The 14,221-nt window shown below is 69.2% G+C and carries 12 protein-coding genes and 1 pseudogene; 3 read left to right on the forward strand and 10 right to left on the reverse strand.

Translation table 11 applies throughout. From position 1 onward, the window contains the following. From ACILRF_RS09340 to ACILRF_RS09350, 3 genes are all read right to left on the reverse strand, one after another. Window positions 1-1,831, reverse strand: a 1,831-nt coding sequence (locus ACILRF_RS09340; RefSeq protein WP_395672177.1) for a PAS domain S-box protein, incomplete at its 3' end; no start/stop codon positions are given. Window positions 1,832-1,956: 125 nt separating this feature from the next. Beyond that, window positions 1,957-2,280 carry a DUF2218 domain-containing protein gene (locus ACILRF_RS09345; RefSeq protein WP_395672179.1) on the reverse strand — a complete coding sequence of 108 codons (324 nt, stop codon included), beginning with the start codon at window positions 2,278-2,280 and terminating at the stop codon, window positions 1,957-1,959. A 34-nt stretch (window positions 2,281-2,314) separates the two neighbouring features. After that, entirely contained in the window at window positions 2,315-3,730 is a 1,416-nt protein-coding gene (locus ACILRF_RS09350; protein WP_395672181.1) for a mannose-1-phosphate guanylyltransferase/mannose-6-phosphate isomerase, read from the reverse strand. 101 nt (window positions 3,731-3,831) lie between these two features. Between ACILRF_RS09350 and ACILRF_RS09355 the strand changes: the two genes are divergently transcribed. Beyond that, entirely contained in the window at window positions 3,832-4,923 is a 1,092-nt protein-coding gene (locus ACILRF_RS09355) for an AGE family epimerase/isomerase (RefSeq protein ID WP_395672183.1), read from the forward strand. On the opposite strand, the gene ACILRF_RS09360 is transcribed toward ACILRF_RS09355, so the two are convergent. Then, window positions 4,920-6,239, reverse strand: coding sequence for a nucleotide sugar dehydrogenase (locus tag ACILRF_RS09360; protein WP_395672185.1), 1,320 nt, complete (start codon window positions 6,237-6,239; stop codon window positions 4,920-4,922). The two genes, ACILRF_RS09355 and ACILRF_RS09360, sit on opposite strands and share 4 nt — an antisense overlap. A gap of 32 nt (window positions 6,240-6,271) precedes the next feature. Continuing rightward, window positions 6,272-7,174 (reverse strand): ROK family protein, encoded by a 903-nt coding sequence (locus ACILRF_RS09365; protein ID WP_395672187.1) that lies wholly within the window; start codon window positions 7,172-7,174, stop codon window positions 6,272-6,274. Between the two features lie 117 nt (window positions 7,175-7,291). Between ACILRF_RS09365 and ACILRF_RS09370 the strand changes: the two genes are divergently transcribed. Both ACILRF_RS09370 and ACILRF_RS09375 read left to right on the forward strand, forming a co-directional pair. Next, window positions 7,292-8,002 carry a YceI family protein gene (locus ACILRF_RS09370; RefSeq protein WP_395672189.1) on the forward strand — a complete coding sequence of 237 codons (711 nt, stop codon included), beginning with the start codon at window positions 7,292-7,294 and terminating at the stop codon, window positions 8,000-8,002. Further along, window positions 7,999-9,294, forward strand: a complete 1,296-nt coding sequence (locus ACILRF_RS09375) for a cytochrome b/b6 domain-containing protein (RefSeq protein WP_395672191.1) — start codon at window positions 7,999-8,001, stop codon at window positions 9,292-9,294. Before ACILRF_RS09370 ends, ACILRF_RS09375 begins: the two co-directional genes overlap by 4 nt. Here ACILRF_RS09375 and ACILRF_RS09380 read toward each other — a convergent pair. The 5 genes and pseudogenes from ACILRF_RS09380 to ACILRF_RS09400 form a co-directional block, all read right to left on the reverse strand. Beyond that, window positions 9,284-9,496 carry a hypothetical protein gene (locus ACILRF_RS09380; protein ID WP_395672193.1) on the reverse strand — a complete coding sequence of 71 codons (213 nt, stop codon included), beginning with the start codon at window positions 9,494-9,496 and terminating at the stop codon, window positions 9,284-9,286. The genes ACILRF_RS09375 and ACILRF_RS09380 overlap by 11 nt on opposite strands. Before the next feature lie 55 nt (window positions 9,497-9,551). Further along, complete coding sequence (locus ACILRF_RS09385; RefSeq protein ID WP_395672195.1) at window positions 9,552-10,562, reverse strand: NAD-dependent epimerase; 1,011 nt, start codon at window positions 10,560-10,562, stop codon at window positions 9,552-9,554. 71 nt (window positions 10,563-10,633) lie between these two features. Next, window positions 10,634-11,371, reverse strand: a complete 738-nt coding sequence (locus ACILRF_RS09390) for a glycosyltransferase family 2 protein (protein ID WP_395672197.1) — start codon at window positions 11,369-11,371, stop codon at window positions 10,634-10,636. Between the two features lie 100 nt (window positions 11,372-11,471). After that, on the reverse strand, window positions 11,472-13,718 hold the full coding sequence (locus ACILRF_RS09395) for a TonB-dependent receptor (RefSeq protein WP_395672199.1): 2,247 nt from the start codon (window positions 13,716-13,718) through the stop codon (window positions 11,472-11,474). A 165-nt stretch (window positions 13,719-13,883) separates the two neighbouring features. Further along, a pseudogene (locus ACILRF_RS09400) lies at window positions 13,884-14,221 on the reverse strand (iron dicitrate transport regulator FecR); the annotation flags it as partial.

A 14,221-nucleotide genomic window follows, 5' to 3' on the forward strand; every position in this document is an offset into this window, starting at 1 on the left:
CCGATTCCAGGGTCGAGAAGTCGAGGACGTCGTTGATCGTCGACAGCAGCGCCCGGCTGGCGACCTGCAGGCGCTCGACGAACCGGCGCGATTCCGGGGCCAGCTCCGGGCGGATGCTCAGCATGCCCGCGAACCCGATGACCGCAGTCAGCGGCGTCCGCAGCTCGTGGCTGATGTTGGCCAGGAACTCCGACTTCGCCCGCGCCCCGGCATTGGCCGCGTCGCGCGCCGCCACCAATTCCTGCTCGAGCTCCACCTGATCGGTGACGTCCCGCGAGACATCGACGAACTCGCAGGGCTTGCCCTCGGAATCCAGCAGCAGGGTTGGGTTGCCCTCGATCCAGATCCACCGCCCGTCCTTGTGGCAGACCCGGTAGCGGACCGGCTCGCCGCCCTCGCGCACGCCGTCGGCGAGCTCCTGAAAGACTTTACGCAGTCCCTCGAGATCATCGGGATGGACGTACGGTCCAATGCTGTTGCCGATCAGCTCGGCCGGATCGTAACCGGCGACCGCCCGCACGCTGGGCGACATGTACAGGACGGTTCCGTCGAGACGGGTGCGCGAGATCATGTCGCGCGCATTCTCGGCGATCAAACTGTAGCGGGCCTCGGACTCGGCGTGGGCGTCCTCCGCCTTCTTGCGTTCGTCGATGTTTCGGAGCACCGCGATCATCTCGACCGGTTTGCCCTCTGCGTCGCGAATCAGCTGGAAACGCGTCTCGACCCAGACGGGGCGCCCGTCGCGATGCTTGGCGCGGTGCTGCAGGGTGAACTCGCTCTCGCCGCGCGCCATGCGGGCGAAGGCCCCGAGCAGCAAGGCGCGGTCTTCGGGCCAGACGAAAGCCTGCGCCGGCTGGCCCGCCATCTCGCGCGGCTTGTAGCCGATCAAGGCCTGGATGGCGGGAGAGATGTAGCTGCTGGCCCCATCCATCCGGATGCGGGTGACGACGTCGGCCATGTTCTCGGCCAGCAGCTGATAGCGGGCGCGGCTGTTCTCGGCGGCCTTCAGGCGCAGCTGCTGTTCGGTGACGTCCTGCATCACCCCGAACAGACCGATCACCGCACCGCCAGCGTCTCTCAAGGCGCGCGAGCGGATGTGCATGTGGCGCAGCGCGCCATCCCGGCGGTTGAGCGGCACGACGCTGTCGAGGCCCGACCCGTGCGCTAGCGCGTCCTCGACATAGGCGGTGAACCGCCGTTGCTCCTCAGGCGGATAGAGGCCGATGACCGTTTCAAGGTCCGGCGGCGGCCCGCCGGGGTCGAGGCCGGTGAGACGGTACATCTCCTCCGACCAGATCACCGATCGGCTGCCCGCCTCGTAGAACCAGTGCCCGGCACCAACCGTCTGCTCCACAAAATCCAGCAGCTGCAGGCGGCTCGCCGCCAACGCCGGCGCCAGCGCGGCCTGAAGCCGATCTCCCGCCAGCCCGGCAAGCAGGTCGAGGCGCGCCAGGGCCTGGGCATCCGGCGGCGCCGCCTCGCCTGCGCCCAGCACCAGAAGCCCGCCGATCACCCCCTCTCTGGCGCCGAGGATCGGGGCGGCGGCGATCAGCCGTTTGCCGACTACGGACAGGTCGGCGTTGCTTACGAATGCCCGCCGGGCGGCGGTCAGGATCTTGGCCAGATCATCGCCCGCGTCGCCCGCCTCGATCTGCGCACCTTCGCGCAGCACGAGACGGCCATCTTCGAACAGGGCGACGGCAGCGCCGGAGGCGTCGAACAACTCCGCGGCGAGGCTGGCGATCCGGTCCAGCCCGGGATCGGGCGTCGCCTGGGCGGCGAGGCGCTGCGCCAGCCCAGAAACCTGGTCCGCTCCAAGCGCCAGCAACATTCCCGGTCGCCTCCCGCCGTGGGTTGGTTCCGATCCCACTGGGTCATCTTGACCCGAACCCGCCTAGCTGTCGCGGCGTTCTATCCGGATCACAACCAAAAGATGTCGGCGCAACCCGGATGGGCTCAGGGCGCCGTTGGACTCCAGGCGATCGCGAGCGGGGCCTCACGGAAGGCGAAGCGGTCGAGGTGGCGCTGGAGGACGCCCTGCATCCCGATCAGCTGTTCGTCCACGCTCGCGTCGAGGCGGCATTCCAGGCGATCGGGGTGCGCGGTCAGGGTGACGACGGCGTCGCCGGGCCAATTCGCCCCGCGGTTGTCCTTGGGGAAGACGATGCGGCCCGTCTGCGGCGTGAACTCCACGGCCAGGCTGTGGGACCAGTGCTTGCAGAGCTGCTGGAGATAGCGGCTCGCGTTCGTCGTCGTGGCCTGGCCGGTGCTGCTGGGCATTCCGTACTCTCTCGCGACCCATGGTCGGGCTGGATCAGGCTCGGGCGTAGACGTCTTCAAGCCGGACGATATCGTCCTCGCCGAGATAGGGTCCCGATTGCACCTCGATAAGGTTCAGCGGCACTTTCCCCGGGTTGGACAGCCGGTGCTCGGCCCCAAGCGGAATGAACACCGACTCGTTCTCCGCCAGCAGCTTTCGCTCGCCGTTCACCAGCACCTCGGCGGTGCCGTTGACCACCACCCAATGTTCGGCCCGGTGGAAGTGCTTCTGCAGCGACAGGACGCCGCCCGGCTTGACGGTGATCCGCTTGACCTGGAACCGATCGCCGGTGTGCAACCCCTCGTACCAGCCCCAGGGGCGGTGAACCTTTCGGGTCTGCACGGCGGTAGCGTGGTTTGAGGCCTTGAGCCGCTCGACGATGCGTTTGACGTCCTCGTCCGCCTTACGGCTCGCCACCAGCACGGCGTCGGGAGTAGCGACGACGATCAGGTTCTCAACCCCGAGGGTGGCGATCAGCGGACCCTCGCTGCGCAGGTACGACCCGGTGGTCTGCTCGGAAACTACGTCGCCGATCTCGACATTGCCCTCGGCGCCGTCGGCGGCCAGTCGCCAGAGCGCCGACCACGCGCCGACGTCGCTCCACATGAAGTTGGCTGGCACCACTGCAGCGCGGCTGGTGCGTTCCATCACGGCATAGTCGATGGAGATCGACGGGCTCCTGGCGAACGCCTCCGGATCGAGGCGCAGGAAGTCGAGGTCGGTGGTCGCCGCCTGCACCGCCGCGCGGACCGCAGCCAGCACCTGGGGCGCGTGAGCGTCCAGTTCGGCGATGACCGAGGCGGCCGGCAGCAGGAAGATGCCGGCGTTCCAGTAATAGTCGCCGCTTGCCACATAGCCTTCGGCGGTCGCGAGGTCCGGCTTCTCGACGAAGGCCTGTACGGCCCGCGCCGCGCCCTCTCGCGCCTCGCCGCCGCGGATGTAGCCGTAGCCCGTCGCCGGCGAATCCGGCGTGATCCCGAACAGCACGAGGTTGCCCGCCTTGGCGGCCGGCAGACCGGCCTCGATGGTGGCGACAAAGGCGGCCGCATCGGGCACCGCGTGGTCGGCGGGCATGACAAGGATCAGCGCCTCGGCATCGTCGTCGGCGGCGAGCAGCGCGGCCGTCGCCACGGCGGCGGCGGTGTTGCGGGCCATCGGCTCGAGGACGATGCGGGGCGTGCGCGCATCGATCTGGCGAAGCTGTTCGGCGATGACGAAGCGATGTTCGGCGTTCGCGACCACCGTCACGGGATGAAAGCGCGCAGAGTCGGTGACCCGCAGGGCCGTCTCCTGCAGCAGGGTCGTCTCGCCGATCAGCGGCAGCAGCTGTTTCGGATAGCTCTCGCGCGACAGGGGCCACAACCGGGAGCCCGAGCCCCCGGAGAGGATGACCGGATGGATCTTCGTCATCTGACCTTCGCTTGTGACGCTGTTGGCTTTTCGCGCCGGAAATCGTCGCCTGCAACCACGAGGTGGTGATTTAGCTCGGGTTCATTTGATAATGGGCGAGGGTGACCACGCCGTTTAACACCCTTGCCGCCGCCCGCGCCTGGTATGCCGATTGGTTGACGCAGGACGCCTTGCCACTCTGGCGCAACGTCGGGATTGATCCCCGGACCGGCGCCTTCGAGGAAAAGCTGACGGTGGAGGGCCAACCGATCGCAGCACCACGCCGCGCCCGGGTGCAGGCCCGTCAGGTCTGGAGCTTCGCCAGCGCCGCCTCAGCGGGCTGGGGCGCGGATTACGCCGCCGTCGCCCGGCGGGGCTTCGAGGCGTACCGCACGGCTTACCAGCGCCCGGACGGTCTCTACGCCTTCTCGGTCGATGAGAACGGCGAGATCATCGATGCTCAGTCCTGGCTCTACGAACAGGCCTTCACCCTGCTGGCCATGGCGGTGCTTGAGCGCCTCGACGGCGACCTGCGGGACGAGGCGTACGCCCTGCGCGGCGCGTTGCAGGCTCTCCGGAACCCGGCCGGCGGTTGGCGTGAAGAGGGGGAGCAGCCGTTTCAGGCCAACGCCCATATGCACCTCTTCGAGGCGGCCCTGGCCTGGGAAGCCGTCGGCGACGCCAGTTGGTCGGTGGTCGCCGACGAGATCGCCGATCTGGCGTTGACGCGGTTCATTGATCCGGTCACGGGCGTGCTGCGCGAATTCTTCGACGCCGACTGGGCGGCCAGGGCCGACGCCGACGGCGGCTTGATCGAACCCGGCCATCAATTCGAATGGGCGTTCCTGCTCGACGCCTGGGCGCAGCGCCGCGGTCAGGACAACGAGGCCGTCGTCCGGCGGCTCTACGCCCACGGTCTCACCGGCGTCGACGAGGCGCGGCGGGTGGCGGTTGGCGGCCTCTGGGCGGGCGGGGCAATCCGCGACCCGGTCGCCCGGCTCTGGGGGCAGACCGAGTTCCTCCGAGCCGCCTTGAAGTTCGGAACCGAGGCCGACGCCCTCGTCGCCGCCAACGGCCTCTATCCGTTCCTGCAGACCCCGAGGCGCGGCGTCTGGCGCGACAAGCTCGAGGCCGACGGGACGTTCGCCGACGAGCCGGCGCCCGCGACGTCGCTCTATCACCTGGTCGGCGGGCTGATGACGCTAATCGCCTAGGCCTTGACGACGTTAGGGCCGAAAATCCCTCGCGCAGCCATGGCGTTGCGCGTGTCGACGACCAGCCTGGCCGACGTCAAGGCGCCGTAGTCGACAGCGTCGTGGTCGGTGGCGATCAGCACCGCATCGTAAGCGGCGGGATCCAGCGCAACCGACGCCTGGCCGGCATATTCCGGATGCTCCCGGGTGTTCGGGGCCTGCGGCACGTGCGGGTCGTGGAAGGCGATGCTCGCCCCCCGCGCCTCGAGCAGCGCCATCAGTTTGAACGACGGGCTTTCGCGCACGTCGGCGACGTTCTTCTTGTAGGCGAGGCCGACCACCAGGATCTTCGCCGCGCTAAGGGCCAGCTTGAGCCGCTCGTCCAGGGCGCGGGCCAGCACCTCGACCACGTGGTGCGGCATGAAGGTATTGATCTCGCCGGCCAACTCGATGAACCGGGTGGAAATCTCGAACTCGCGCGAGCGCCACGTCAGATAGAAGGGGTCAATCGGGATACAGTGGCCGCCGAGACCCGGCCCGGGATAGAACGGCATGTAGCCGAACGGCTTGGTCTTGGCCGCCTCGATCACTTCCCAGACGTCGATCCCCATCGCGCCGTAGATGAGCTTCAGCTCGTTCACCAAGGCGATGTTGACGGCGCGGAAGACATTCTCGGTGATCTTCACCGCCTCGGCGACGTCCGGCGACGAGACCGGCACCACCTGTTTGACCACGGCGCCATAGAAGGCTTGCATCAGGGCCGAAGCCTGCGGGCCGTCGCCGGCGACCACCTTGGGAATGGTTGCGGTCTCGAAGGCCGCGTTGCCAGGATCCTCGCGCTCGGGCGAGAAGCCGAGGAAGAAGTCCTCGCCGCAGATCAGGCCGCCGGCCTCGAGGATCGGCTTCAGCACCTCGCGGGTCGTCCCGGGGTAGGTGGTGGATTCCAGCGCCACCAGCTGTCCTGGCCGCAGGCGGGCAGCGATCTCCCGCCCCGTGGTCTCGATGAATGACAAGTCCGGGTCGCGGTGGCGGCTGAGCGGCGTCGGCACGCAGATCACTACCACGTCGCATTCGCCGAGCCGGTCGTAAGCGGTGGTCGCCGAGAGGCGCTTCGACGTCACCAGGCCGGCCAGCTCGTCGCCCGACACCGCGTCGATATAGGAGCGGCCGGCGCGGATGTGCGCTTCCTTGGACGGGTCTATGTCAAAGCCCAGGGTCGTAAACCCCTGACGCGCGCAGGCGACCGCCAGAGGCAGGCCGACATAGCCCAGGCCGATCACGCCGACCCGGGCGCTGCGGTCCGCCAGCTTGGCCGAAAGCGTCTCGAAGCTGCTCATGGGGGCTTCCATCCGTGGTCCGGGCCGAAGGGTCAAGCCGGCTGGTCCCAAAGCCGGGCCGCGCCGCGCACCCCCGACGAATCTCCCCAGCGGGCGGGCCTGAGCGCCGCTTGCCAGTGGTCCGTGAAGACGTGCGGCGCGACCGCAGCCGGGAGATCCGCATACAGCCGCTGGAGGTTCGACAGCCCGCCGCCGAATACGATCACGTCGGGATCGATCAGGTCGCAGACCACGGCCAGCCCCCGCGCCAGGCGCCCGACATAGCGCGTGAGCGTGGCTTCCGCGGCCGCGTCGCCGGCCGCCGCTGCGGCGGCGATGGCCGCGGGCGAAAGATCCTGGCCTGCGACCTCGCGGTGGTCGCGTTGCAGGGCCGGGCCGCACAGCCAGGTCTCCAGGCAGCCGCGCCGGCCGCACCAGCAGGCGGGCCCGGGCGTCTCCGCCAGGGCGGGCCAGGGGAGGGGCGTGTGGCCCCACTCACCCGCGACGCCGTTGGCGCCATGCAGCACCCGGCCGTCGACCGCGACGCCGCCGCCGCAGCCGGTCCCGAGGATCACGGCGAAGGCGGTGCGCGCACCGGCCGCGGCGCCGTCCGCCGCCTCCGAAAGGGCCAGGCAGTCGGCGTCGTTGGCCAGGCGCACCGGCCGATCCAGGGCCGCCGCCAGGTCTTTCTGGAACGGACGGCCGTTGAGCCAGACCGAATTGGCGTTGCGCACGACGCCTGTGCGCGGCGACACCGAGCCCGGCGCGCCGATCCCGACTGTTCCGCGTCCGCCCACCTGGCGCTCCACGGCCTCGACCAACTCGCGGACCGTGGTGATCGCCGCCTCGTAGGCGCCGGGGTTGGGCGCGCGGCGTCGGTCGACGAAGGCCCCGGCGGCATCAATCGCCGCCGCCTCGATTTTCGTACCGCCGAAGTCAATGCCCAATCTCAGCAATAGTCTTTCTCCCGGCGCGCGCGGTGGTTGCTCTCGCGTTCCGACAAACTAAGCATTAGTTCCAGGTCTAGTCTTGGCCGTCGCCCTGGCGAACGGTCGCCTCATGGAGAGTTCGACGTGAAGATCGGCTTTATCTCGGCGGCTTCCGCCATCGTGCTCCTCGCGGCGTGCAACAAGCCCGCCGAACAGAAGGCTGCGGCCGCGCCGGACGCTGCTGCGCCCGCCGCCGCGACCGCCCCCGCGACGCCGATCACTGCGCCCGCGGGCGTCTACAAGCTGGACCCCAACCACGCGAGCCTCGTCTGGTCGCTGTCGCACCTCGGCCTGTCGAATTACACGGCCAAGCTGACCAAGATCGACGCCACGGTGAACTTCGACCCGGCCAATCCGACCGCCATCAAGGTCACCGCCCGCGTCGATCCGCGCTCGGTGAAGACGGACTATCCGGCGAATTATCGCGAGACGCACAAGGGCACGAAGTACGCCAGCTTCGACGAGGCGATCGGCGCCGACTTCCTGAAGGCCGCCGAGTTCCCCAGCATCGACTTCGTCTCGACCAAGGTCGAGCAGACCGGCGATCGCACCGCCAAGGTCACCGGCGATCTCACCATGCTCGGCGTCACCAAGCCGATCACCCTCGATGTCACCCTGAACGGCGCGCTCGCCAAGCATCCGATGATGCCGGTCGGCGCCATCGGCTTCACAGCGACTGGCGCTCTCAATCGCTCGGACTTCGGCATGGCCGCGGGTCCGGTCGGCGATGCGGTGAAGTTCACGTTCAACGGTGAATTCCTGCAACAGGTCGAAGGCTCGGCGCCGGCTCAATGAGCGCTCACGCGCCCAGCCGCTACAGCGCCGTGGCGATCGGCCTTCACTGGCTGATCGCGGCGGCCCTGATCGCCATGATCCCGCTGGGCTGGTGGATGTCGGACGCCATCGCCGACCCAGCCCGGCAGGCCGCGGCCTACGCGGCGTTCCAGTTGCACAAGTCCATCGGCCTGACGATCCTCGGGCTGAGCCTGTTGCGGCTGGGCTGGCGCCTCACCCACCGGGCTCCGGCCCTGCCGGCCGGGATGAACGGCCTGGAGCGGTTCGCCGCCAAGGCGACGCATGCCGCCTTCTACGCGCTGATGATCCTCCTTCCGCTCAGTGGTTGGATCTATGTTTCCACGGGATGGATGGCGGGGCAGGACCGGCCGTTCGCGGTCGCAACCTCCTGGTTCGGCCTGGCCGAAGTCCCGAACCTGCCTGCCCTTTCCGACGCGCCCGTTGAACTTAGGCGGGCGACCGCCTTCCAGGTCCTGTCGGCCCACAGTCTGATGGCGTGGGGAGCGATCGTCCTCATCGCCCTGCACGTCGCCGCCGCGCTGAAGCACCAGTTCGTCGACCGGGACGGGGTCATGGCCGCAATGGTCCCGTGGCTGCGCCGTCCGGCCGAGCCGGTTGGCGGCGGGGATCGCGGTCTGGTTCCGGTCATCTCCGGGGTCGCCGCCATCGCGGCGCTGGGGCTCGCCGCCGCCGCGCTGGGTCGCCCGGAGGGTGCGGCCCCGGCGCTCCCGCAAACCACGCGCTCACCCGCCTCGAGCCCGGTCCTGGTCGTCACGCCCGGGCGGGCCGCGGCGTGGACGATCGATCGCAAGGCCTCGACGCTGGGTTTCTCCGGCCAGCAGTCGGGACAGCCGTTCTCCGGACGTTTCGAGGGCTGGGACGCGCAGGTCTGGTTCGACCCGGCTGACCTGGCCGGCTCCAAGGCGGTGGTGACCATCCGCACCGCCTCGGCCCGGACCGGCGACGCGACCCAGGAAGGCTCGCTCGGCCAGGCCGAATGGTTCGATGTCGGCGCCTTCCCGACCGCCCGTTTCGAGGTCAGCGAGTTCCGCGCCCTGGGCGGCGATCGTTTTGAAGCGGTAGGCGCCCTGAAGCTCAAGGATCGCGTCACGCCGGTGCGCCTGCCGTTCACCTTCGACGCGCAGGACGGGGCCGCCAAGGTGGCTGGCACGGTCCGGCTCGACAGAACGGCGCTAGGGCTGGGCCTGCTGTCAGATCCCGGCGCGACCCTGGTCTCCCGCGAGATCGACGTCCGGATCGATATCCTCGCCCGTCGCGCGCCTAGCGGTTGATCATATAGACCACCAGGGCTCCGACCACCGCCCAGAAGGCCAGCCCGCCGGTCACGGCCAGGATCAGGCCGCGACGTCGCCCGTCCCTGTTCGGCGTGTCGGGAATCTCGGGGCCGGGCGCCACCTGGATGGCCCGCCAGTCCTCTGCCCGGCTCCCGCGGACAGGCGGCATTTCCGTCGTCGCATCAAACGGATGGGTCACGTCACACGCTCATCGTCAGTAGAAAGCCCCGCAGGCAACTTTACCGCATAAATCTCTAGCGGCCATAATATTCAAGATACCAGTCGACAAGCCGACCGACGCCGATCTCCAGCGGCGTGTTCGGCGCATAATCGAGCGTCGCCATGGTCTCACTGACGTCGGCGTTGGTGCTCGTCACGTCGCCGGGTTGCATGGGCATCAGGTTCAGCACCGCCTTGCGGCCCAGCTTCTCCTCGAACACCCGGATGTAGCGCATCAGGTCGACCGGCCGGCTGGCCCCGAGGTTGAGGATCCGCCATGGCGCGACGCCGCTCGTCGCCGGGTCGGGCGCGGCCGGGTTCCAGTTCGGGTCCGGCGCCGGCGGCCGGTCCAAGGCGGCGACCAGCCCATCGACGATATCGTCAATGTAGGTGAAATCCCGCTGCATCCGCCCCTCGCCGTAAAGGTCGAGCGGCTCGCCCCGATGGATCGCGCGGATGAACTTGAACGGCGACATGTCCGGACGGCCCCAGGGGCCGTAGACCGTAAAGAACCGGAAGCCCGTGCAGGGAATGCGGAACAGGTGCGCATAGGCGTGGGCCATCGCCTCGTTCGCGACCTTAGTGGCGGCGTAGAGGGTGATCGGGTGGACCGCGTGGTCGTGGACGTTGAACGGCAGCTTGCCGTTGGCCCCATAAACCGAGCTCGTGGAAGCGTAGACCAGGTGCTTCGGCTGAACGGCCCGGCAGCCTTCGAGGATGTTCAGGAAGCCGACGACATTGGAATCCACATAGGCGTCGGGATTTTCGAGGCTGTAGCGGACCCCTGCCTGGGCGGCGAGGTTTACGACGTAGGTCGGCTGTGTTTCGGCGAACAATGCCGCCATCGCCTCGCGGTCGGAGAGGTCGATCCGGGCGTGGCGATAGCCGGGCAGGGCCTCGAGAATCGCGAGCCGGGCTTCTTTCAGCGCCGGCTCATAATAGGCGTTGAGATTGTCGACGCCGACCACCTGTTCGCCGCGCTCCAGCAGGCGGCGCGCGAGGTGGAAGCCGATGAACCCGGCAGAACCGGTGACCAGGATCGTCATCAAGATCGCCCAAACCGCCTAAACGTCCGGGCGATAGCACGTTTACCGCCGATTGCGATCCATAGGACCGGCTAGCGCGCGCTCACGCGGGCCAGATCCGCGGCGCGGCGAGAGGTCGTCACCGGACGCGCTTCGCCTTGCGGTCGGGACGCGGCCAGCAAGGGCTGGATGCCGCAAAGCAGGGCGATCAGCAGGCCGAGCCGGCCCTCACGCCAGCCGCCGCGTGCCAGATAGCTGGCGAAGAACTGGGTGACGGGCCCGCCGCTCGCCGCCTCGCGACCGCCGAGCCAAGCCAGCAGGCCTCGGGCGTCTTCCGCCAGGATCCGCCGCAGGGCGCCGGTCAGGTCTCCCGCCGACCTTCCGGACAGCAAGCCGCTCTCGAAGCGTCGCGCCTCCCGCCGGTAGAGCCGCGGCTCGCGGGTCGGCGCCATGGCGGCGGTCCAACCGTGACGCACGTGGCGGCCGCCGACATAGTTGGCGATCGGCAGGGTCAGCCAGTCGCCGGCCGGGCGCATGCGCAGGGTGGCGCGGATTTCCCAGGCCAGGGCCGGCTCGACCTCTTCGCCCGGGTTGACCTCTAAGACCCAGTCGCCCGTGCAGGCGTCGGCGCCGGCCATCCGCCGCTGGCCGTCCTGCGGGAAGATGCCTGCGATCAGGGTGGCGCGGTGGCGTCGCGCAATGTCCTGCAAGGCCGGCGTCGGGCGGTCCGCGGCGACGACGATCTCATCGCAGAAGGAAAGGCCGCGCAGGCACTCGGCCAGTCGCGGCGCGTCGTTTTCCGCGCAGACGAGCGCAGACAGCTTGATCACCACGTCCCCCAGCCTTCGTCGGACGCAGCCCCGCGCCCGTTAGCGAACTAGACGCCGTGCTCGCGCCCGGCCCCCCAGTCGGTCGGAGAATTCTGCTCGGTCAGAATGTCGCAGCGATCCGCGCACCGAGCGTCCGCGGCCGCTGCGGGGTCGCCTGGCGGGTCTGGCTGAAGGTGAAGGGATTGCCGTAGGCGAAGGTGTCTCCGGCCTGGTTCAGCGGGTTAGCCAGGAAAATGGCCGCGCTCCAACGCTCGGCGGCCAGCTCGGCGGCGAGCCGGGCGCGCAGGAAGTCGCCGGTCCGGGCCGGCTGGCTGGCGTTAAACGACAGGCTGGAGCGGCCGACGTAGCTGGCCTCGCCCGTCAGTCGGAGGGTGAGGGCGCCGAGCGGCCGCTCGTAGTGAGCCAGCACGCCGCCGGAGAATCCGGGCGCTCCGGGCAGGTCGTCGATCAGCGTCGGCGCAAGGCGCAGGAAGTCGGCGTTGACGCGCGTGATGTCCGAGGTCGACAGCAGACCGTTCGCCTGCACCGAGAGGCCGAAATCGAAGGCGTAGGACGCCTCCGCCTCCAGGCCGAGGATGCGCGCATCGCCCATGTTCGCCGTGTAGGACAACCCCGAGGGCCGGTACTGGTCCGTCTGGATGTTCGACCATTGGTCGTAGAACACGGCGCTGCGCAGCGACAGCCGCCGGTCGCGCAGCCGCAGCTTCGCCCCGGCCTCATAGTTGCGCAGGCGGTCCGAGCCGAAGAGCACCCGGGAGTCGCGGAGGGCGTAAACCCCGGCAGTGTTGAACCCGCCCGGCCGGTAGCCTTCGGAGTAGAGCAGGTAGACGAGGTCGTCCGAGCCGAAGTCGCGCTGCAGCGAGATCGTGGGCGAGACGCCGGAGAATCGCCGCTGGGCGTCGAAGGTCCGCGAGACGCCGGGCTGCTCGACGATCACGTCGGCCAGGGTTCGGATGCGGCTTTCGAAGGCGCGGGCGCCGGCCGCGATCGTCCAGCCGTCGCCGAACCTCCAGGCCGCCTCGCCGTAGAGGGCAAGCTCGCGCAGGCGATCGTGGCGGTTCTCGCGATAATAGGTCGCCATGCCGGCAGGGCCGCGCAGGTCCAGCGTCGCCGGCGTCTTCTGCAACGTGCTGGCCCCGTAGGCTCCGACCAGCCAGCTGAACGGGCCCGGCCCGTTCGACCGCAGCACCACGTCTTCCACCAGCATGTTGACGCGCGCGCTCTCGTAGAACAGGCCAAGGTCGGCGCCCGCCTGATCGAAGACGCTGGGGCTCGCCGCCGCCAGCGCGTCGTACTCGCTGGCGTAGGTGTGGTGGACGTAGGCGAGAGCAGAGTTCAGGCTCGCCAACCCGAGATCGCCGCGCACCGTCAGCGCCGCTTCGGCGAAGTCGTTCTTATGCCCCTCGCGCAGGCCGTTGGAGCGCTGCTGGCCCATCCCGGCGGCAATGTACTGGGTGTCGTTTGAGCGAAGGCGCTGGCCGGCGGCGGCGAGGTCCACCTGCCAGGCGTCCGTCACCTGCGCCCTAAGGGCCAGCCGCCCGCCGTTCCGGCTGGTCCGGTCGACGTTCGAGACCTGCAGCCGGTCGTTATCGAGATAGCCGCCCTGAATGTCATGATAGGCGGCGGCGCGCAGCGCCAAGCGCCCCTCCGCGAGCGGCAGGTTGATCCAGCCGTCCAGCGCCCGGCTCGCCGATCCGCCCTTGGTCCAAGCGGTTAGCGCGCTGACCCCACCTTCGACGACGTCGAGCACGGGTTTGCGAGTGACGATGCGGTAGACGCCGCTGAGTGCTCCGGAGCCGTACAGCGCTCCTTGCGGGCCGCGCGCCACCTCCACCCGTTCAACGTCGGTCAGCCGCAGATCCGGATCGGGGGCGTTATAGTTGAGGGGCGCGTCGTCGAGGTATGTGCTGACCGTGGATCGCGCCCGGCCCGTGAAGGCGCCGTCCGACAGGCCGCGGATCAGCAGTTTGTCGCGGCCCGGACCGAGGTTGGTGGTCAGGACGCCGGCCAACTGCCCGGTCGTGCGGCCGATTTCGCTGGCGCTCGTCAGGTCGATCTGGTCGCCCGCAAGCGCGCTGACGGCCGCCGGGACCCGACCGAGACTGGCCGGCCGTTTCATCGCCGTCACCATCAGTTCGGCGACCAGCGGCGCGGAGCGGGCCGGCTCGCGCCGAGGCGTGGCCACGGCGATGATGCGCACGGTTTGCGGATCGACGATGCGGAAGGTGCAGGGCGCGCCGGCCAACAGGCGGCTCAGCGCCACCTCCAGGGAGTAAGGCCCCGACAGGCCCTGCGATCGGCCGGATCCGCAGGTCGACACGCCGACGATGCTGACATTGGCCTGCACCGCCAGCCCGATCAGGGCGTCGGCATAGGCCTGGGATGGAATGGAAAATCGCCGGACCGGTTCGGCGGCGGCCGTCGTCGTCGCCGCAAGGAGGCTAAGCCCGGCGGCGGCGGCAAGCGTTCCCGTCAGATGCCCGCCGCGTCTCGGAATCGACCCGGGCCCCCATCAGCGCCTCGCGTCGTTGCGCCGCAAGGTTACGCCGGATCCTGAACCTACTGCCTCGATAGGGCCAAGCAAGGCAAGCCGGCGCAGCACCGCATCCTGGTCGTCGAGCACCAGGACGCCGGAGACCAGGATGCGCGCCAGGGATGGATCGGCGATGCGGACCGGACGCTCGAAGTGCTGGTTCAGGTCTGCGACCACCTCGGACAGCGGTCGGTCGCGGTAGATCAGCCGCCCCGATCGCCAGCCGAGAACCTCATCCGGCGCAGCCGCGGCGACGGTGGTTTCGGCGGCGCCTTCCCGATGATCCAGCCGCTGGCCGGCCCTGAGGCGGTAGGCTC

It is taken from the genome of Phenylobacterium sp. (assembly GCF_044236515.1).
GTDB lineage: Bacteria > Pseudomonadota > Alphaproteobacteria > Caulobacterales > Caulobacteraceae > Phenylobacterium.